The 19,284-nt window shown below is 67.8% G+C and carries 23 protein-coding genes; 5 read left to right on the top strand and 18 right to left on the bottom strand.

Annotated features, from left to right (window positions below; all coding sequences use genetic code 11):
- Positions 1-33: 33 nt before the first annotated feature.
- From folP to rlmE, 4 genes are all read right to left on the bottom strand, one after another.
- Positions 34-933 (bottom strand): dihydropteroate synthase, encoded by a 900-nt coding sequence (gene folP, locus ACKTTN_RS05270; RefSeq protein ID WP_407908842.1) that lies wholly within the window; start codon positions 931-933, stop codon positions 34-36.
- Positions 933-1,091, bottom strand: a complete 159-nt coding sequence (locus tag ACKTTN_RS05265) for a hypothetical protein (protein WP_407908841.1) — start codon at positions 1,089-1,091, stop codon at positions 933-935. The genes folP and ACKTTN_RS05265 overlap by 1 nt, the downstream gene beginning before the upstream one ends.
- A gap of 66 nt (positions 1,092-1,157) precedes the next feature.
- Positions 1,158-3,050: an ATP-dependent zinc metalloprotease FtsH gene (gene ftsH, locus ACKTTN_RS05260; RefSeq protein ID WP_407908840.1), complete on the bottom strand. Its 1,893-nt coding sequence runs from the start codon at positions 3,048-3,050 to the stop codon at positions 1,158-1,160.
- Positions 3,051-3,206: 156 nt separating this feature from the next.
- Positions 3,207-3,839, bottom strand: a complete 633-nt coding sequence (gene rlmE, locus ACKTTN_RS05255; RefSeq protein WP_407910014.1) for a 23S rRNA (uridine(2552)-2'-O)-methyltransferase RlmE — start codon at positions 3,837-3,839, stop codon at positions 3,207-3,209.
- A 78-nt stretch (positions 3,840-3,917) separates the two neighbouring features.
- Between rlmE and yhbY the strand changes: the two genes are divergently transcribed.
- Both yhbY and ACKTTN_RS05245 read left to right on the top strand, forming a co-directional pair.
- Complete coding sequence (gene yhbY / locus ACKTTN_RS05250) at positions 3,918-4,226, top strand: ribosome assembly RNA-binding protein YhbY (RefSeq protein WP_407908839.1); 309 nt, start codon at positions 3,918-3,920, stop codon at positions 4,224-4,226.
- Between the two features lie 48 nt (positions 4,227-4,274).
- Positions 4,275-4,649 carry an Mth938-like domain-containing protein gene (locus ACKTTN_RS05245; protein WP_407908838.1) on the top strand — a complete coding sequence of 125 codons (375 nt, stop codon included), beginning with the start codon at positions 4,275-4,277 and terminating at the stop codon, positions 4,647-4,649.
- 40 nt (positions 4,650-4,689) lie between these two features.
- Here the strand turns inward: ACKTTN_RS05245 and ACKTTN_RS05240 are convergent, their stop codons facing one another.
- Genes ACKTTN_RS05240 through surE form a run of 4 tightly spaced genes read right to left on the bottom strand, consistent with a single transcriptional unit; the run spans position 4,690 to position 7,559 of the window.
- A complete protein-coding gene (locus ACKTTN_RS05240) occupies positions 4,690-5,475 on the bottom strand; it encodes a peptidoglycan DD-metalloendopeptidase family protein (RefSeq protein ID WP_407908837.1) in 786 nt (261 codons plus the stop codon).
- Positions 5,472-6,086: a YqaA family protein gene (locus ACKTTN_RS05235; protein ID WP_407908836.1), complete on the bottom strand. Its 615-nt coding sequence runs from the start codon at positions 6,084-6,086 to the stop codon at positions 5,472-5,474. Before ACKTTN_RS05235 ends, ACKTTN_RS05240 begins: the two co-directional genes overlap by 4 nt.
- Positions 6,087-6,099: 13 nt before the next feature.
- A complete protein-coding gene (locus ACKTTN_RS05230; protein ID WP_407908835.1) occupies positions 6,100-6,777 on the bottom strand; it encodes a protein-L-isoaspartate(D-aspartate) O-methyltransferase in 678 nt (225 codons plus the stop codon).
- A complete protein-coding gene (gene surE, locus ACKTTN_RS05225) occupies positions 6,774-7,559 on the bottom strand; it encodes a 5'/3'-nucleotidase SurE (RefSeq protein WP_407908834.1) in 786 nt (261 codons plus the stop codon). The genes ACKTTN_RS05230 and surE overlap by 4 nt, the downstream gene beginning before the upstream one ends.
- 133 nt (positions 7,560-7,692) lie before the next feature.
- On the opposite strand from surE, the gene ACKTTN_RS05220 reads away from it, so the two are divergent.
- Positions 7,693-8,241, top strand: coding sequence for a Smr/MutS family protein (locus ACKTTN_RS05220; protein ID WP_407910013.1), 549 nt, complete (start codon positions 7,693-7,695; stop codon positions 8,239-8,241).
- Here ACKTTN_RS05220 and ACKTTN_RS05215 read toward each other — a convergent pair.
- From ACKTTN_RS05215 to ACKTTN_RS05175, 9 genes are all read right to left on the bottom strand, one after another.
- A complete protein-coding gene (locus ACKTTN_RS05215; protein ID WP_407908833.1) occupies positions 8,238-8,471 on the bottom strand; it encodes a hypothetical protein in 234 nt (77 codons plus the stop codon). The genes ACKTTN_RS05220 and ACKTTN_RS05215 overlap by 4 nt on opposite strands.
- Positions 8,472-8,584: 113 nt before the next feature.
- The gene (gene truD / locus ACKTTN_RS05210) at positions 8,585-9,625 is read right to left on the bottom strand and encodes a tRNA pseudouridine(13) synthase TruD (RefSeq protein ID WP_407908832.1); all 1,041 of its coding nucleotides are present in this window, start codon (positions 9,623-9,625) and stop codon (positions 8,585-8,587) included.
- Complete coding sequence (ispF, locus tag ACKTTN_RS05205) at positions 9,625-10,104, bottom strand: 2-C-methyl-D-erythritol 2,4-cyclodiphosphate synthase (RefSeq protein ID WP_407908831.1); 480 nt, start codon at positions 10,102-10,104, stop codon at positions 9,625-9,627. The genes truD and ispF overlap by 1 nt, the downstream gene beginning before the upstream one ends.
- A complete protein-coding gene (gene ispD / locus ACKTTN_RS05200) occupies positions 10,101-10,808 on the bottom strand; it encodes a 2-C-methyl-D-erythritol 4-phosphate cytidylyltransferase (RefSeq protein WP_407908830.1) in 708 nt (235 codons plus the stop codon). The genes ispF and ispD overlap by 4 nt, the downstream gene beginning before the upstream one ends.
- Positions 10,805-11,149 carry a cell division protein FtsB gene (gene ftsB, locus ACKTTN_RS05195; RefSeq protein ID WP_407908829.1) on the bottom strand — a complete coding sequence of 115 codons (345 nt, stop codon included), beginning with the start codon at positions 11,147-11,149 and terminating at the stop codon, positions 10,805-10,807. The genes ispD and ftsB overlap by 4 nt, the downstream gene beginning before the upstream one ends.
- A 3-nt stretch (positions 11,150-11,152) precedes the next feature.
- The gene (gene eno, locus ACKTTN_RS05190; RefSeq protein ID WP_407908828.1) at positions 11,153-12,439 is read right to left on the bottom strand and encodes a phosphopyruvate hydratase; all 1,287 of its coding nucleotides are present in this window, start codon (positions 12,437-12,439) and stop codon (positions 11,153-11,155) included.
- Positions 12,440-12,455: 16 nt separating this feature from the next.
- Entirely contained in the window at positions 12,456-13,289 is an 834-nt protein-coding gene (gene kdsA / locus ACKTTN_RS05185) for a 3-deoxy-8-phosphooctulonate synthase (RefSeq protein ID WP_407908827.1), read from the bottom strand.
- Positions 13,290-13,338: 49 nt separating this feature from the next.
- Entirely contained in the window at positions 13,339-15,024 is a 1,686-nt protein-coding gene (locus tag ACKTTN_RS05180; RefSeq protein ID WP_407908826.1) for a CTP synthase, read from the bottom strand.
- Positions 15,025-15,153: 129 nt separating this feature from the next.
- Positions 15,154-15,813: a hypothetical protein gene (locus ACKTTN_RS05175; RefSeq protein ID WP_407908825.1), complete on the bottom strand. Its 660-nt coding sequence runs from the start codon at positions 15,811-15,813 to the stop codon at positions 15,154-15,156.
- A gap of 168 nt (positions 15,814-15,981) precedes the next feature.
- Between ACKTTN_RS05175 and parE the strand changes: the two genes are divergently transcribed.
- A complete protein-coding gene (gene parE / locus ACKTTN_RS05170; protein WP_407908824.1) occupies positions 15,982-17,892 on the top strand; it encodes a DNA topoisomerase IV subunit B in 1,911 nt (636 codons plus the stop codon).
- Positions 17,893-18,055: 163 nt separating this feature from the next.
- Positions 18,056-18,463: an antitoxin Xre/MbcA/ParS toxin-binding domain-containing protein gene (locus tag ACKTTN_RS05165; RefSeq protein ID WP_407908823.1), complete on the top strand. Its 408-nt coding sequence runs from the start codon at positions 18,056-18,058 to the stop codon at positions 18,461-18,463.
- A 3-nt stretch (positions 18,464-18,466) separates the two neighbouring features.
- On the opposite strand, the gene hutG is transcribed toward ACKTTN_RS05165, so the two are convergent.
- Positions 18,467-19,282, bottom strand: a complete 816-nt coding sequence (hutG, locus tag ACKTTN_RS05160) for an N-formylglutamate deformylase (protein ID WP_407908822.1) — start codon at positions 19,280-19,282, stop codon at positions 18,467-18,469.
- Positions 19,283-19,284 lie beyond the last annotated feature (2 nt).

The following is a 19,284-nucleotide window of genomic DNA, read 5'->3' as shown; positions in this document are numbered from 1 at the left end:
TCCGACGCGTCGAAATCGACGCGCGGCAGTCCCTCAGTCGTCGTCCGGCCAGCGGATCGACGGCGCCGCACTGCGCGCCTTCGGCCGCGGCTGCGCATCGACCGCGCTCCACACTTTCAGTGCATCGACCGTCGCCGCGACATCGTGCACGCGCACGATGCGCGCGCCGTTGTGCACGGCGATCAGGTGCGCGGCGACGGACCCGAAGACGCGATCGGCAGGCGCGTCGCGCCCGGTGATGTCACCGATCGTGCGCTTGCGTGACAGACCCGCCAGCACCGGCACGCCGAGGTCGATGAAGCGCTCGAAATTCGCCAGCAACTGCAGGTTGTGATCGCGCGTCTTGCCGAACCCGAAGCCGGGGTCGACGACGATGCGCTTCTTGTCGATGCCGGCCATTTCGGCCGCGAAAATGCGCTCGGCGAGGAAGCGGTGCACGTCTGCGACGACGTCGTCATAGCGCGGATCGTCCTGCATCGATCGCGGCTCGCCGAGCATGTGCATCAGTACGACGGGTACACCGAGCGACGCCGCGGCATCGAGTGCACCGTCGCGTCGCAGCGCGTAGACGTCGTTGATGAGCCCCGCGCCTGCGGCGACCGCAGCGCGCATCACCTCCGGTTTCGACGTGTCGACGCTCACCGGCACGCCCGTTTCGCGCACCAGTCGTTCGATGACAGGTACGACGCGCCGGATCTCTTTGCCCGCATCGACATCCGCCGCGCCCGGACGCGTCGACTCACCGCCGACGTCGAGCAGGTCCGCACCCTCGTCGACGAGCCGCCGTCCGTGCGCCACCGCAGCATCGAGATCGAAATGCGCGCCGCCGTCAGCGAACGAATCCGGCGTGACGTTGACGATGCCCATGACACGCGGACGGTCGAGCACGAGGCGACGACCGGCGCAGTCGAGCGTCGGTGAGATGTCGAACATCAGGGTTGTCCGCGTCGTCCGGCGATGCGGCCGAGGACGACGCCGAATGCAACGCCGAGCGCCACGCCCATGGCGATCTGGTGCATCGCCGCGCCGATCGCCACGCCAATGGCGACACCGATCGCGAGAAATACACCCATGCGACCCGACTGCTTCATGCACGTCACCCAACGAAAAAGGCCAGAGCGGACTCTGGCCTTTTCGGATGCTTCTGGCAACGCGGATCAGGTGCCGCTGGGCTGCGGACCGCCGAGCGTGAGGCGCTTGGGCTCCTCGGTCGCCGGGCCACCGCGGCCCCAGCCGGACGGCGGCGGCGGCTCGCGGCCTTCCATGATCGCGTCGATCTGCGTCGCGTCGATGGTCTCGTACTCGAGCAGCGCCTTCGCCATCGCGTGCAGCTTGTCGACGTTGTCGGTGAGGATCTTCACCGACCGCGCGTACGCGTTGTCGAGGATGCTGCGCACGACCTCGTCGATCTTGCGCGCGGTCTCGTCCGACACGTTCTTGTGCTGCGTGACCGAGCGACCGAGGAACACCTCGTCCTCTTCCTCGCCGAACGTGATCGGGCCGAGTTCGGACAGGCCCCACTTGGTGACCATGTTGCGGGCCATCTTGGTCGCGCGCTCGATGTCGTTCGACGCACCGGTGGTGACCTTGCCACGACCGAAGATCAGCTCTTCCGCAACGCGACCGCCATACAGCGAGCACAGCTGCGACTCGATGATCGTGCGGTTGTAGCTGTAACGATCGCCTTCTGGCAGGTACATGGTGACGCCGAGCGCGCGGCCGCGCGGAATGATCGTCACCTTGTAGACCGGATCGTGTTCCGGCACGAGGCGGCCGACGATCGCGTGGCCGGCTTCGTGGTACGCCGTGTTGGTCTTCTCCTCGAGGCTCATCGCCATCGAGCGGCGCTCGGCGCCCATCAGGATCTTGTCGCGCGCCTTGTCGAAGTGCTCCATCTGCACCTGCTTGGCGTTGTCGCGAGCAGCGAACAGCGCGGCTTCGTTGCAGAGGTTCGCCAGGTCGGCGCCCGAGAAGCCCGGCGTGCCGCGCGCAACCACCATCGCATCGACGTCGTCGCCGAGGGGCAGCTTCTTCATGTGTACTTTCAGGATCTGCTCGCGACCGCGAACGTCGGGCAGGCCGACTGTGACCTGACGGTCGAAACGGCCCGGGCGCAGCAGCGCGGGATCCAGCACGTCGGGGCGGTTCGTCGCCGCGATCACGATCACGCCTTCGCCGCCCTCGAACCCGTCCATCTCGACCAGCAACTGGTTGAGCGTCTGCTCGCGCTCGTCGTGGCCGCCGCCGAGGCCGGCGCCGCGGTGACGACCGACCGCGTCGATCTCGTCGATGAAGATGATGCAGGGCGCGTGCTTCTTCGCTTGGTCGAACATGTCGCGCACGCGGCTCGCACCGACGCCGACGAACATCTCGACGAAGTCCGAACCGGAGATCGAGAAGAACGGCACCTTCGCTTCACCTGCGATCGCGCGGGCGAGCAGCGTCTTGCCGGTACCCGGCGGGCCGACCATCAGCACGCCGCGCGGAATCTTGCCGCCGAGCTTCTGGAAGCGCGTCGGATCGCGCAGGAACTCGACGAGTTCGCCGACTTCCTGCTTCGCCTCGTCGCAACCGGCGACGTCGGCGAGCGTGACCTTGACCTGGTCCTCGCCCTGCATCTTCGCGCGCGATTTGCCGAAGCTCATCGCGCCCTTGCTACCGCCCTGCTGCATCTGCCGCATGACGAAGATCCATGCGCCAACGATCAACAGGATGGGAAGGAAGTTGAGCAGGATCGCCCACAGCGACGGGCCGTTCTGCGGCGGCTGCTGGGCGACGGACACGCGGTGGTGCAGCAGGTCGTACATCAGCCCGCTGTCTTCCGGCGCGTAGGTCACGAACTTCGTGCCGTCCTTGCGCTCGCCCGCGATCGTCGTGCGGTCCTCGGCGATCTGCACCTTCTGCACGCGATCGGACTGCACCTGTTGGATGAACTGGTCGTAGGCCAGCGTCTCCGTCTGGGCGCTGCGCGGGCCGAAGGCCTGGAAGACCACCATCAGCACGACGGCGACTACCACCCACAGCAAAAGATTCTTGGCCAAGTCGTTCATCTTCATACCTTGTGTGTCATTGAAGCACGCACATCCTGTACGCGCCTTCAAGCGCGGGTCACGCAACCCGGTGCGGCGACGGCCGCTTGCAGCACCGTCATCGCATCGCGGCCTGACCGAGGGCTTGCCTTCGGACGTTAACGGCCTCGAGCCACCTTACTTCATCTCCGATCGACGGCCCTGCGCGAGCGCATAGACCTCCGGCGACCGTTTGCGGGAGGCTGCCGGTTTGCGGATCACGACCTTGTCGTAACGCCGCCGAAGCTCCTTCACGTAGTCGTCGAACCCCACGCCCTGGAAGAGCTTGATGAGGAAATTGCCGCCGACACGCAGGTGCCGGTCGGCGAAATCCATCGCGAGCTCCGCCAGGTGCATGGAGCGCGGCAGGTCCACCGCGTCCATACCGCTCATGTTGGGGGCCATGTCCGACAGCACAAGGTCTACCGGCAGTCCGTTGAGCGAAGCTTCGAGCCGGGCGAGAACGTCGTCTTCGCGGAAGTCGCCGTGCAGGAATTCGACGCCGGCCAGCGTCGGCATCTCCAGGATGTCGAGGGCGATGACGCGGCCCTTGTCGCCCATCGCCTGTCGGACCCACTGCGACCAGCCGCCGGGCGCCGCGCCGAGGTCGACGACGACCATGCCGGGTTTGAGCAGCCGGTCACGCTCGACGAGTTCCTCGAGCTTGTACGCCGCACGCGAGCGCAGGCCCTCGGCCTTCGCCTTCTTCACGTACGGGTCGGAGAAATGTTCCTTGAGCCAGCGTTGGCTGGACTTGCTGCGCGTCGGCATCGGCATGTGCACGCGCCGGAAAAGGCGGCGCAAGGCCGCATGATACCCTGCGCCTCCCCACGCTCCCGGTACCTCCGCTTGACCGCGCCCCGCCTGACGAATGCCCAGATCCGTTTTCTCCGCGGGCAGGCCCACGGCCTGAAGGCGATGTTGCAGGTCGGCGGCAAGGGGGTGACGCCGGCGGTGGTCGCCGAAGTCGCCCAGGCGCTCGAGGATCACGAGCTCATCAAGGTGAAGGTGGCCGCCGAGGACCGCGAAGCGCGCAATGCGCTGATCGACGGGCTCGCTGACGCCGCCGGTGCGGCGCTCGTGCAGCGCATCGGCCATACCGCCGTGCTGTTCCGGCAGAGCCGCGAGAAGCGGCAGATCGTCCTGCCGCGCGCCTGACGCCGTACAGACGGCGGCGCGTCGACACTCGATCCACGAGGAGCCGGCATGCAACTGACGCTCGAGACCCCTGAACATGCATATGTGCTGCGCGGCGCCGACGGCCGTTCGGCGCTGGTCAACGACCGTCGCCTGAGCACGAGCTTCGTCGTGTCGCCCGAGGTGCTGGTCGAGGATTGGCCGGTGGCGGCGGTCGGATTATTGACGCCGGAACTGCTGGAGCCCCTGCTGGCGCTCAAGCCGGACGTCATCGTGATCGGCAGCGGTTCCCGTCAGGCCTTTGCGCCGGCATCGACTCAGGCGGCCTGCCTGCAGGCCGGCGTCGGCTTCGAAGTCATGAGCAACGACGCCGCGGCGCGCACCTACAGCGTGCTGGCCGGCGAAGGCCGACGCATCGTCGCCGGATTCATACTCGGCGGCTGATTCGCCCGTCGCCCGCCGCTCTGATGCGGCGTCGAAGCCGTCAGCGCGCGGGCAGGTACAGCAGCGGATCCACCGGTTTGCCGGTGTAACGGATCTCGAAATGCAGCATGTCGCGCGGTGCGCCGCTGTGGCCCATTTCGGCGATCGCGTCGCCCGCTTTCACCAGCTGCCCCTCGTTCACCAGTCGACGCCGGTTGTGCCCGTACGCGGACAGCCACTGGTCGTTGTGCTTGATGATCACGAGTTCGCCGTAGCCGACCAGGCCCGCACCCGAATACACCACGGTGCCGTCCGCAGCGGCACGCACGGGCGAACCTTCGCTGCCGCCGATGTCGACGCCCTGCTTGGTCGGTTCACCCGGCACGAAACGTCCGACCAGCGAGCCGTCCGCCGGCCATCGCCATGCGAAGCCGCTCGCCGGTGGCGCGACGACGACGGGTGGCGGCATCGGACGCGCGTAGTGCGGAACGGGCGGCGGCGTGGTCGGCACATGCGCGGTCGTGCCGCGCGACGGCGGAGGCGCCGGAATCGACGGCGGCCGCGCGCTTCCCGGATACAGGCGCAGGCGCTGTCCCGGATAGATCGTGTACGGCGGCGGCAACGCATTCCACGATGCGAGGTCGAGCACGCTGATGCCGTTGCGCGTGGCGATCGAATACAGCGTATCGCCGCGCTGCACGATGGTCGTGCCACCGGGTTTCGCCGTCGACACGCGCTGCGCGCCGGCATGCGCACCCGACGATTCGCGCACCACGGTGCTCGAACAGGCGGCGAGCAGCGTCACCGCGCCAGCGATGACGAACGAACGAATGCGATGACCGCTCATGCGCCGTGCGCCCTCCACGCCAGCACGCCGACACCGGCGACGACAAGAAGCACCGCGACCCAGCCGATCGGCTCGATGTAGCGGCGCAGCGCTGCCTCCGCGCGTTCGCCGCCCGCGCGGATCACCGCGGCGAGCAGGAACACGCGCTTGCCGCGTCCGACCGCCATCGCGGGAATGTATTGCAGCATCGGCACGCCGACGATGCCCGACGCCCACGTGAAGATCTTCATCGGGATCGGCATGAAGCCACCGAGCACCAGGAACGTGAACACCGCCCACGGCGATTCAGCCATCTTCGTCTGCACGGTGTGGATGCCGGACTCGATCGCCGGCAGCATGCCCATAGCGGCGAACAGCGGTTTCACCGCTTCGAACGCGTAATGACCGAGCGCATAACCGACCAGCGAGCCGAGCAGCGAAAACGCCAGGCTCAACGCGGCGAAACGGAACGCACGACGCGGCTCCGCGACGCACATCGGCGCCAGCATCACTTCCGGCATCACCGGGAAAATGATCGCCTCGAAGAAGCTCAGCGTCGCCAGATAACGAACGGCGTGTCGATGACGGGCCCATCCGATCGCGCGGTCGTACAGCGGGGCGAAAAGCTTCAAGCGGTTCTCCGTCTCAATCCACGATGCCCGACAGCAGCGGCACGAATACCACGGGCGCGAGCACCTGCTCCTCGAAGCTGCCGTCCTCGCGCTGGCGGATGCGCATCAGCGACTGGGCGTTCGCGGGCCCGACCGGCGCGATCAGCGTGCCGCCCGGCACGAGCTGCGCCTTCAACGCATCGACCAGCGCAGGCGCGCCCGCGGTGACGAGGATCGCATCGAACGGCGCGTTCTCGGGCCAGCCGATGCGGCCGTCGTCATGCTTCGTTCGGACGGTGAGGCCGAGTTGGCGCAGGCGCTTGCGCGCGACACGCAGCAGCTCGCCGATGCGCTCGACGGTGTGCACTTCCAGACCGAGCGCGGCCAGCACGGCGGCCTGGTAGCCCGACCCGGTGCCGATCTCGAGCACCTTCTTCGGTTGCGACTCGATCAGCGCTTCGGTCATCCGCGCAACCACCCACGGCTGCGAGATCGTCTGCCCGTGGCCGATCGGTAGCGCGGTGTCTTCGTAGGCGCGCGACGCCAGCACTTCGTCGACGAACAGGTGACGCGGCACGGTGCGGATCGCGTTGAGCACGCGCTCGTCGACGATGCCGTTCGCGCGCAGGCGCTCGACCAGGCGGTCGCGCACCCGTTGCGAGGTCAGCCCGCTGCCCGTCGCCTCGGGTTTCAGATGCATGCGCATGGTCATGCGTCCGCCCGCAGGCGCAGCGTTTCGGCGAGCCCACCGACCCAGCCGGCGACCTGCTCCAGCGCCTGGAAGCGCGTGAGATCGACGTGGATCGGCGTGATCGACACGCAACCGCGGCGCACGGCGTGGAAATCGGTGCCGGGGCCAGCGTCCTGCTCGGGTCCGGCGGCGCCGATCCAGTACCACTGGCGGCCGCGCGGATCGACCTGCGACACGCACGCTTCGGCGCGGTGGCGATTGCCGAGGCGGCCGACTTCGAAGCCGGCGAGTTCATTCCACGGAACGTCGGGCACGTTGACGTTGAGGATGGTGTCGGCGGGCAACGGATCGACCGCCAGGCGCGCGACCAACTCGACCGCCGCGCGCGCCGCCGTTTCGTAATGACGGCCGACGTGGTCCGCGGTCGCCAGCGACACGGCGATCGCCGGCAGGCCCAGGAAGCGGCCTTCCATCGCGGCGGCGACGGTGCCCGAATAGATGACGTCGTCGCCGAGGTTCGCGGTGTTGTTGATGCCGGACACGACGATGTCCGGCTCCTCGTCGAGCATCCCGGTCAGCGCGACGTGCACACAGTCGGTGGGCGTGCCGAACACGCGGAACGTCTGCGCGTCCTGGCGGACCACGCGCACGGGCATGTCGAGGGTGAGGGAATTGCTCGCGCCGGAGCGGTCGCGATCAGGCGCGACGGTGATGACGCTATGGCCGGCGGCGCGCAGGTGGTCCGCGAGGACGCGGATGCCCGGCGCGTCCACGCCGTCGTCGTTACTGACAAGAACTCGCATTCGATACGGTGCGCCGGGTGGAGGAACCGCCGGCGACGGCGGGCACTCATGATAGCCGAATGCTTCGGGCGCCCATTCGCGCGATGACGACGACGTCGCACCGATGCGCGCGTCGGCCGGCTACGCTGGCGGCATGGGCGACAACGATCCGGGCGACGACGATCTCGAACTGTTCCGGCAGGCGGTCGGCCCCGTGCGCCCGGTCGACGCGCCGCCTCCGCCGCCTGCCGCGCCAAAGCCTAGGCCGCGCGCGCGCATGGCGGAACGCGACGAAGCAGCCGCAGCCAGCGAGTTCAGGTTGGCTCTCGACGAACAGCTGCTGGGCGCCGGCGACGTATTGAGTCACCGCGACGAGCGCCTGCCGCCGTTGACGTTCGGGCGCCTCAAGCGCGGCGAGCTGTCGGCGCAGGAAGAGATCGACCTGCACGGCCTCGATGCGCGGCAGGCCCAGTCACTGCTTCGCGAATTCCTTGCCGACGCGCGACGCCATGGCGTCGGCTGCGTGCGCGTCATCCATGGCAAGGGCCGCGGCGGCGATGAACTCGACAGCAGCGGCGCGCCGGTGCTCAAGAATCTCGTCGACCGCGTGCTTCGCCAGCGCGCGGACGTGCTCGGCTTCCATTCCGCCCCGCCCGCACAGGGCGGGACGGGCGCGGTGATCGTCCTGCTGGCGAAGCGCTAGCGCGGCGTGGGATGCCGATGCTTGATCGGCGGGTTGATCCAGGTGACGCCGGCGCCGTGGATGCGCGCCTGCTGTTCGACGCGCGCGATGTACTCGTCGTCCTGCTGCACGGTCGCGACGCTGTGCGACGGCGCCGGCACGTAGGCGGCGGACGAGTCATGCATGCTCGCGCAGCCCGTGGCGGTGCCGGCGAGGAAGACGACCAGAAATGCGGAGCGCATTGCGGACATAAACCCTCCCTTCTGACGCAGTCGGGACGTCCGCCCCCGTGGCGGGCGTCGACCTTCTTATACGCCCGGCTCCCGGCAGGGTCGCGTGACTGAAGTCCAGTCGCGACGAACGGTCAGTCGGGGCGGCTGACGGCCGACCGCACATCGCCCAGCGCGTCCAGAACGCAGGTTGCGTAGGCTCCCGGCGGCAGGCCGAACGTCAGCTCCAGCACGGCGGGTTCCGCACGTCGCCATGCGAAATCGGACGGACGCAGCCGTAACGCGCGCCGCTCCTGCTCCAGGCCGGCGCGCTCCAGGCCCGCGCGCACGTCCGGGCCGTTGCCACCGTCGAGGCACGCGATTTCTAAGTCACGGCAGGCACCGGTGGTGCGCAAGTCGCCACGCCCCCAGAGCGGGCCGGTCGGATGGATGTCGAATTCCGCGAGGCGCTGGGCGAGCGCATCGTCGAACGGCTCGGGACCGAACACGCTGCGGCGTCCGTCCAGCATCCACACCTCGCCGTCGAGTGGCGTGTCCCAGCAGTCGCGACGCACGCGCTCGGCGAGAACGCGGTTGAACAATTCCGATCGCGCGGCCGAGAGCAGCAGGCTGCGCTCCTCGCGTCGGACGCGGCGGCCGGCGAACATTGCGAGCGCCTGCTGGACGTTGTCGCCTGTGCGGCCGAAGCGCTGCTCGCCGAAATAATTCGGGACGCCGCGCGAGGCGATGGCCTCGAGGCGCGCATCGATCGCCGCGGCGTCACCTTCGACGTCGCGCAACGTGATGACGAAACGGTTGCCGGCGAGCGCGCCGCGCGGCAGCTTGCGCGCGTGACGCGACGACGCGAGCACGCGCAACGATGCATCTTCGAGCGCCGCGACATCCGGCGCTTCGCGGCCAGGCAGGTGCACGGTGAAACGCTGGCGCGTCACCGCGTGGCGATCCTTCAAACCCGCATAGCCGATCGCGACCTCCTTGACGCCCGCCCACTCGGCGATGCGACGCGCAGCGAACGGCGTCGTCAGCCCACGCTTCTCGACCTCGAGCAGCAGATGTTCGCCCGCACCCGTCGGTTCGAAGCCCGCAACTTCTTCGACGACGAAGTCCTCGGGACGCGCACGGAACGTCGCGGTCAGCACGGCGTCGCCGTGCGCGCGGGGCAATGGCGTCGTCATCAGACCGACTCGAGCAGGCAGATCGCCATCGCAGCAATGCCTTCCTCGCGACCGGTGAAGCCCAGCCGTTCGGTAGTGGTCGCCTTCACGCTGACTGCGTCGAGGTCGATGCCGAGATCCTGCGCCATGCACTCGCGCATGGCCTGCGCATGCGGCCCGACCTTCGGGCGTTCGGCGATCACCGTCGCATCGACGTTCACCACGTGGAAACCGCGCTCCGCCGCCAGCGCGACGCAATGGCGCACGAACGTGCGGCTGTCGGCATGGCGCCAGCGTGCGTCGCTCGGCGGAAAGTGCCGGCCGATGTCGCCCAGTGCCAACGCGCCGAGGATTGCGTCGCACAGAGCGTGCAACACCACGTCCCCGTCCGAATGCGCAACCACGCCGTGCGAATGCGCGATACGCACGCCGCCCAGCATGACGTGGTCGCCATCGCCGAACGCATGCACGTCGAAGCCCTGGCCGATGCGGACGGTCACGTGTTTGCCTCGTTCGATCGACGCGACAGCAGGAATTCGACGAGCGCACGATCGGCGGGCGTCGTCACTTTGATGTTGTCCTCGCGGCCTTCGACCAATCGTGGATGAAAGCCGGCGTGTTCGAGCGCCATGGCCTCATCGGTGACGGCGACGCCGGCGTCGAGCGCTCGCGTCAATGCAGCGCGCAGCACGGCAAGACGCGCGGCCTGCGGCGTGAATGCGCGCCAGAGGCGCTCGCGCGGCTCGGTGCCTGCACTGCGGGCGTGCGCGTCGACGCGTTTGAGCGTGTCGCGAACCGGCGCGCCGAGCAGCGCGCCGTCGGCATGATCCAGCGCGGCCGTGACCAGTCGATCCAGATCGTCCGCATGAAGATTGGGACGTGCGGCGTCATGCACGAGCACGAGGATGTCCTCGTCGAAACGCGATGCGAGCGCGTCGAGCGCAGCGAGCACCGATCGCGAACGCTCGGTGCCACCTTCGCAGGTCAGCACGGGCTTGCCGTGCATCGACGTCCAGCCCGGCCAGCGCGTATCGCCTTCCGCGAGCGCAACCATCGCCCCCTCGACGCGCGGATGACGCAGCAGCGCCTCGAGCGCATGCGCGATCAGCGGCCGACCCGCGACGTCGAGATACTGCTTCGGAACGTCGCCGCCGAAACGGCTGCCGCTGCCGGCCGCGGGCACCACGGCCCAGATGCGCGTCATTGCGCCGCCGGCGTGGCGGGTGCGTCAGCCGGCTTCTGCGCAGGGCGCGTGTTCTCGACCACGCGATAGAACACTTCACCCGGCTTGATCATGCCGAGTTCGCTGCGCGCACGGTCTTCGACCGCCGCCTCGCCCGACTTCAGGTCTTCGACTTCCGCCGCAAGCGCGTCGTTGCGCTGGCGCAGACCGCCATTCTCGTGCGCGAGCGCGTCGACCTGGTGTTGCAGCGTACCGACCGCTTCGCGGCCGCCCTCGCCGCGCCACAGCCGCACCTGCAGCACCGCAAGCAGCATCGCCAGCAGGCCGATCAGGATCAGCAGGCCGTAGCGCGGTTGCGCCATCGATCAGCGCGCCAGCGACACGAACGCGTCGCGGCCGGCGTAACGCGCGGCGGCGCCCAGCTGCTCTTCGATGCGCAGCAGCTGGTTGTACTTGGCGACGCGATCGCTGCGGCACAGCGAACCGGTCTTGATCTGCGTCGCGGTGGTGGCGACCGCGATGTCCGCGATCGTCGTGTCCTCGGTTTCGCCCGAGCGGTGCGACACGATCGCCGCGTAGCGCGCGGCATCGGCCATCGCGATGGCTTCGAGCGTCTCGGTCAGCGTGCCGATCTGGTTGACTTTGATCAGGATCGCGTTGGCGACGTGCTGGTCGATGCCTTCGCGGAAGATCTTCGGGTTGGTGACGAACAGGTCGTCGCCGACCAGCTGCACCTTGTTGCCGACGCGCTCGGTCAGCAGTTTCCAGCCGGCCCAGTCGTGCTCGGCCATGCCGTCCTCGATGGTGATGATCGGGTAGCGCTGGGTCCAGTCGGCGAGGAAATCGACGAACTGCTCGCTGGTGAGGCGCTTGCCTTCGCCGGTGAGGTTGTACTTGCCGTTCTCGAAGAATTCGCTCGACGCGACGTCGAGGCCGAGCAGCACGTCCTCGCCTGCGCGATAGCCGGCCTTGCCGATCGCTTCGAGGATGGTTTCCAGTGCTTCTTCATTGCTGCGCAGGTCAGGCGCGAAACCGCCTTCGTCGCCGACCGCTGTCGACAGGCCACGTCCCTTCAGCACGCTCTTCAGCGCGTGGAAGATCTCCGTGCCGGCGCGCAGCGCTTCGCGGAAGCTGTCGAAGCCGACCGGCAGCACCATGAATTCCTGGAGGTCGACGTTGTTGTCGGCATGCGCGCCGCCGTTGATGATGTTCATCATCGGCACCGGCAGCTGGACGTCGCGACCGTTCGCGAGGTGCTGCCACAGCGGCATCTTCTTGCACGCCGCCACGGCGTGCGCGTTCGCCATCGACACGCCGAGCAACGCGTTCGCGCCCAGGCGGCCCTTGTTGTCGGTGCCGTCAAGATCGATCAGGCGACGGTCGAGGCCCGCCTGGTCGTTCGCGTCGAAACCGACCAGCGCCTGCGCGATCGTCGTGTTGACGTTGTTGACCGCATGCGTGACGCCCTTGCCTAGATAGCGCGTCTTGTCGCCATCGCGCAGCTCCACGGCCTCCTTGGTACCGGTCGACGCGCCCGACGGCACCATCGCGCGGCCGAAGCTGCCGTCGGCGAGCGTGACGTCCGCTTCGAGCGTGGGGTTGCCGCGGCTGTCCAGGATTTCGCGGGCGTGGATCTTGGCGATCGTCGTCATTGTTGGAACGTTGTCCTTAGACAGTAGATTCGAGGAAACCGTTGCGCTTGGTCACTTCATCGAGCGCTTTCAGCGTCTCGAGCAGCGCGCGCATCTTCGGCAGTGGCCACGCGTTCGGGCCATCGGACAGCGCCTTCGACGGATCGGGATGCGTCTCCATGAAGATGCCGTCGATGCCGACCGCGATCGCCGCGCGCGCGAGCACCGGCACGTGCTGGCGCTGGCCGCCGCTCGACGTCCCCTGCCCGCCCGGAAGCTGCACGGAATGCGTGGCATCGAACACGACCGGGCACCCGGTCTCGCGCATCACCGCAAGCGAGCGCATGTCGCTGACCAGGTTGTTGTAGCCGAAGCTCGCGCCGCGCTCGCAGACCATGATGTCGTTGTTGCCCGTCGACTTCGCCTTCTCGACCACCGGTTTCATGTCCCACGGCGCGAGGAACTGGCCCTTCTTGATGTTGACCGGCTTGCCGGCGCTACAGACCTTGGTGATGAAGTCGGTCTGGCGCACGAGGAAAGCGGGCGTCTGCAGCACGTCGACCACGCTGGCGACTTCGTCGATCGGCGTGTACTCGTGCACGTCGGTCAGCACCGGCAGGCCCAGCTGGCGCTTCACTTCCGCCAGAACCTTCAAACCTTCTTCGACGCCGGGACCGCGGAAACCCGAGATCGACGTCCGGTTCGCCTTGTCGAAGCTCGACTTGAAGATGAAGGGAATGCCGAGTTCGGTGGTGATTTCCTTGAGGCGGCCGGCGGTCTCCATCTGGAGTTCCATCGACTCGATCACGCAGGGACCGGCGATCAGGAAGAACGGCTTGTCGAGACCGACCTCGAATCCGCAGAGGTTCATCGATTGCTCCGGTGCGTCGCGCCAAGAAGGCGCTTGGTGTCGTGGCGCATCACGAGGCCCGCGCTTCCTTCAGCAGTCGCCCGCCCGCCTGCGCCTTGTGTTCGCGCGCGGCACGGATGAAGCCGATGAAGAGCGGATGGCCGTCGCGTGGCGTCGACAGGAATTCGGGGTGGGCCTGGCAGGCGAGGAACCACGGGTGCACGTCGCGCTTGAGTTCGACCATCTCGACGAGCAGGTCGTCCATCGACTTCGCGGCGATGACCAGGCCCGCGTCCTCGAGCTGCGTGCGGTAGCGGTTGTTGAACTCGTAGCGATGGCGATGGCGCTCGCCCACGACGTCGCGCCCATACGTCTCGCGCGCCAGGGTGCCGGGCTTGAGTCGCTGGTCCTGCAGGCCCAGGCGCATGGTGCCGCCCAGGTCGCTCGCTTCGCTGCGTCGCTCGACATCACCCGCCTGCGTGCGCCACTCGGTGATCAGGCCGATGACCGGATGCGGCGACGCCTTGTCGTTCTCGGTGCTGTTCGCGCCTTCTAGGCCGCAGATATCGCGCGCGTAGTCGACCACCGCGGCCTGCATGCCGTAGCAGATGCCGAAATACGGAATGCCGTGCTCGCGCGCGAACTTCGACGTCAGCACCTTGCCTTCGAAACCGCGATCGCCGAAGCCGCCGGGCACGAGGATGCCGTCGACGCCATCGAGCGCGGACACGCCCTGCTTCTCGACGTCGCTCGACTCCAGCCACTTGAGGTTGACGCGCGTGCGCTGGCGCAGGCCGCCGTGCTTCAGAGCTTCGGCGACCGACTTGTACGCGTCCTGATGGTCGACGTACTTGCCGACGACGCCGATCGTCACTTCGTCCACCGGATGTTCGCTGGCGTCGAGCACCGCGTCCCATTCGGACAGATCGGCGGGACCCGCCTGCAGGCCTAGGCGACGGATCACGATGTCGTCCAGACCCTGTTCGTGGAAGAAGCGCGGCAGCTTGTAGATGTTGTCGAGGTCGACCGCCGAGATGACCGCGCGCTCGGGCACGTTGGTGAACAGCGCGATCTTGCGGCGCTCGGAATCCGGCAGCGGCTGCTCGCTGCGGCAGAGCAGCACGTCCGGCTGGATACCGATCGAGCGCAACTCCTTCACCGAGTGCTGCGTCGGCTTGGTCTTGAGTTCGCCGGCCGCGGCGATCCACGGCACCAGGGTGAGGTGCATGAACAGCGTCGATTCGGGGCCGCGCTCGCTGCGCAGCTGGCGGATCGCCTCGAGGAACGGCAGCGATTCGATGTCGCCCACCGTGCCGCCGACTTCCACCATGCCGATGTCGTAGCCGTCGGTCGCGTCGACGATGCAGCGCTTGATCTCGTCGGTGATGTGCGGGATGACCTGCACGGTGCCGCCGAGGTAGTCGCCGCGACGCTCCTTGCGGATCACGGACTCGTAGATGCGACCGGTCGTGATCGAGTTCTTGCGCGACAGGCGGGTGCGGACGTAGCGCTCGTAGTGGCCGAGGTCGAGGTCGGTCTCGGCGCCGTCGTCGGTGACGTAGACCTCGCCGTGCTGGAACGGGCTCATCGTGCCCGGATCGACGTTGATGTACGGATCGAGCTTCATCATCGTCACGCGCAGGCCGCGCGATTCGAGGATGGCCGCGAGCGAGGCCGCCGCGATGCCCTTGCCGAGCGAGGACACCACGCCGCCGGTGACGAACACGAGCGGCGTTACATGGCTTGCGGAAGTCATGGGCGTGGGTGCGCTGGAAAGTCGTAGTTTACAGGCGTGACGCGCGTCCCGCGAATCGACCCGCGCGCCACGCACGAAAAAGGCGCCCCGGACGAGCCGGGGCGCCGTGGTGCATTACGCCGCGACGTCTTACTTGCGCTTGTGCGCGTCGCGCTTGGCCTTGCGGGCCTCGGCGGCCGCCTTCGCGTCGGCCTTGGCGTCCGCCTCGACCTGCGCGTCGTCCGTCATCTGGCCGGTGCCGGCGAGCGCGTCGTCGGTGGCGGTCGTGGCGGTCGAGATCGCCGTCTTGCCTGCCGTGACAGCCGAGCGCGTGGCGGCAGTGGCGTTGCCCGACACCGCATCGGCGGCATTGGTCGACGCATTCACTGCGCCCTGCGAGTTCACGCGCGCGGGGACGGCGGCGTTCGTCGAACCGGCGACACTGCCCGACACCGAGCCGCTTGCGTCGACGCCCGACGTACCGGCGCTCGCGCTGCCGTTGACGCCAGTGGCGGCGGTCGCGTCGACCGGCGGAATCGCGGATGCCGCTTCGCTCACGGTCGCGCCCACCTTGTTACCGGCCGCGCGCGCGGTGGACTTCGCGGCGTGCACGGCCGCGCTGGTCGACTTGGCGGTCGGCACCGTTGGAGTGGTGACCGCGCCCGACACGTCGCCGGCGACGCTGCCGGTGGCGCCGACCGGGGCCGTGGTCGGCGTCACCGGGGTCGCAACCGGCGGCAACGCCACCTGTGCGAACGCGGGGACGGCCAGCGTGGCCAGGATCGACAGGGCGAGGATTCGCTTCTTCATGGAGCCTCCTTGGGGAAACCGGAACGGCCCGGGGGTGCCGTTGTCCGGGCCGCGACCCTACTTGCGGCGACCGTAGCCCTCACGTGAAAGGGACGCTAAAACGTCATTCACACGTTCAGCTTGCGGCCGTCCCAGCCGCTGCGACGCGCTCTGTTAGCATTTCGACTAATGAACAAGCGATATAACGCCGCCGACATCGAGGTGCTGTCCGGGCTGGACCCGGTCAAGCGCCGCCCGGGCATGTACACCGACACCGCCCGCCCCAACCACCTGGCGCAGGAGGTCATCGACAACTCCGTCGACGAAGCCCTCGGCGGCCACGCCAAAACCATCGAAGTCACGCTGCACACCGACGGCAGCTGTTCGGTATCGGACGACGGCCGCGGCATGCCGGTCGACATCCATCCCGAGGAACAGATCCCGGGTGTCGAACTGATCCTCACCCGCCTGCACGCCGGCGGTAAGTTCAGCGGCAACAACTACACGTTCTCCGGCGGCCTGCATGGCGTCGGCGTCAGCGTGGTCAATGCGCTGAGCAAGCTGGTCGACGTACGCATCAAGCGCGACGGCAGCGAATACCGGATGACGTTCAAGGACGGCTTCCGCGATTCCGCGCTGGAAGTCATCGGCACCGTCGGCAGGAAGAACACCGGCACGCGCGTGCACTTCTGGCCGGATCCCAAGTATTTCGATACGCCGAAGTTCAACCTGCGTGCCTTGCGCCACCTGTTGCGCGCCAAGGCGGTGCTCTGCCCGGGCCTGACCGTGCGCCTGCTCGACGAGGCCACCGGCGAGCGCGACGAGTGGTACTTCGAGAACGGCCTGCGCGACTACCTCGCGGGCGAACTCGGCGAGCGCGAGCTGCTGCCACCGCAGTTGTTCGTCGGTTCGCTCACCAAGGAAACCGAGGTCGTCGACTGGGCCGCGGCGTGGGTGCCGGAAGGCGACCTGGTGCAGGAAAGCTACGTCAACCTGATTCCGACCGCGCAGCACGGCACGCACGTCAACGGCCTGCGCACCGGTTTCACCGACGCACTGCGCGAGTTTTGTGACTTCCGCAACCTGTTGCCGCGCGGCGTGAAGCTCGCACCGGAAGACGTGTGGGACCGCGTCGCGTTCGTGCTGTCGATCAAGATGACCGACCCGCAGTTCTCCGGGCAGACGAAGGAACGCCTCTCGTCGCGACAGGCTGCGGGCTTCGTCGAATCCGCCGCGCATGACGCATTCTCGTTGTGGCTCAACCAGCACACGGAACTCGGCACGCGCATCGCGCAGCTCGCGATCGAACGCGCGGCCGCGCGCCTCAAGACCGAGAAGCTGATCGTCCGCAAGAAGGTCACGCAGGGCCCCGCCCTGCCCGGCAAGCTCGCCGATTGTTCGTCGCAGGATCTCTCGCGCACGGAGTTGTTCCTCGTCGAGGGCGACTCGGCGGGCGGCAGTGCACGCCAGGCGCGCGAGAAGGACTTCCAGGCGATCCTTCCGCTGCGCGGCAAGATCCTCAATACGTGGGAAGTCGCATCGGGCAGCGTGCTCGGTTCGCAGGAAGTGCACGACCTCGCCGTCGCCATCGGTTGCGACCCGGGCAAGGACGACATCTCCGGCCTGCGCTACGGCAAGGTCGTGATCCTCGCGGACGCCGACTCCGACGGCCTGCACATCGCGACGCTGCTGTCGGCGCTGTTCCTGCGCCATTTCCCCGAGCTCGTGCGCCAAGGCCACGTGTTCGTCGCGATGCCGCCGCTCTTCCGCGTCGACATCGGCAAACAGGTGTTCTACGCGCTCGACGAGGAGGAGAAGCGCATCCTCATCGACCGCATCGAACGCGATCGCGCCGCGAAGAAAAAGGGCACGCCGATGGGCGCCATCTCCGTCACCCGCTTCAAGGGCCTGGGCGAGATGAATCCCGAGCAGCTGCGCGAGTCGACCATGCACCCCGACACCCGCCGCCTCGTGCAACTCACCGTGGACGACCAGGACGCGACGTTGGCGCTGATGGACATGCTGCTCGCGAAGAAGCGAGCGTCGGACCGCAAGGCGTGGCTGGAGAGCAAGGGCGATCTGGCGACGCTGGAGGTCTGAAGCCCGTCGCATGAGAGAAAGCCCGCATCGTGCGGGCTTTTTTTTTGGCTTGGCGGGACATTTGGATATGCGTTCGTGCGCACCTCTGCCGCATGAATGAAATTGCAGGTTGAAAGCGTCGTCGTGTACCTCGCCGTCATGTCGGCTCAGGGAACCTCGCGACATGGGCATTCCTAATCAGCACCATCACGCCGTCCACGTTGCGCATGGCGACGGCCGGTCGTCCCCGGAAGCACTCGCGCTCGATGCGCGCCGCGCGCTCGCCGCGTTGCGGCTCGGCGCCGGCGAGTTGGCGGGATTGCTGGGGGTGGACGACGCCATGGTCGCGACGATCCAGAACGGCAGCGCGCGCGTCCCATCCGGCAGCGACCTTGCCCGGCACCTGTTGCTGCTCGTACGCCTGCACCGTGGCCTGGGCGACGTCTATGGGTCGACCGAACGCATGGACCAGTGGCTGGACGCGACGGACCCGGCGCTGAATGCGAAACCGCGTGCGTTGATGAAGACGATGGATGGCCTCAAGCGCGTGGTCGCCAACGTCGAGGGGCGATGCAAGGATTGCCTCTGGTAGGCGTCAGCGCGACGCGCGCTGGAGCGCCGCGCGTAGCAGTTTCTCCAAGACCGCCTGCAGCGCGAGCGCCTTGACGTCGTCGTAGGCGAAGCTGTCTTCATCCATGTAGGTGCGCTGGCTGGTTTCGAGCTGGATCGCATCGACGCCGTCGTCCGGCCGCCCGTAGTGACGCGTGATGTAGCCGCCACGGAAACGTCCGTTCGCGACCCAGTCGAACGCGGGCTGCGTCGCGAGCACCTGCTCGAGCGAGGCCTGCAAGTCCGACGCGCAACTCGCGCCACCCGACGTTCCAAGGTTGAGATCCGGCAGCCGGCCTTCGAACAGGAACGGCAGATCGCTGCCGCGAATCGAATGGCCTTCCCACAACACCACGCGGCCGTGTGCGTCGCGCAAGCGCGCGAGTTCGGACTGGAGCGCGCCGTGGTACGGGCGCCAGTAGGTGTCGACGCGCGAACGCACTTCGCTTTCGTCGGGTTGCGCGCCGTCGAGATACACGTCGTCGCCGGTGAAGCGGCGCGTCGGGCACAGGCCGGTCGTGTTCTGCCCGGGATACAGCGACGTATCGTCGGGCGGACGATTCAGGTCGACGACGTAGCGCGAATACCGCGGCACCAGCAGCGATGCGCCGAGTCGGTCGCGTGCGAATGCGTACAGGCGCGAGACGTGCCAATCGGTGTCGGGCGCGCGTCGTGCAGCGTCGGTCATGCGCGATGCGAGGCCCGCCGGAATCGCGCTGCCGTCGTGCGGCAGGCTCACCAGCAACGGCGCACGACCGCGATACAGGGTGAACGTGTCGGTCGTGAGGATGTCGTCGGTCATGG

The organism is Lysobacter claricitrinus (assembly GCF_045866565.1).
GTDB classification, from domain to species: Bacteria; Pseudomonadota; Gammaproteobacteria; order Xanthomonadales; family Xanthomonadaceae; genus Cognatilysobacter; species Cognatilysobacter claricitrinus.
Note: the sequence above shows the minus strand (reverse complement) of the source record. Positions and strands in the feature narration are given on the sequence as shown.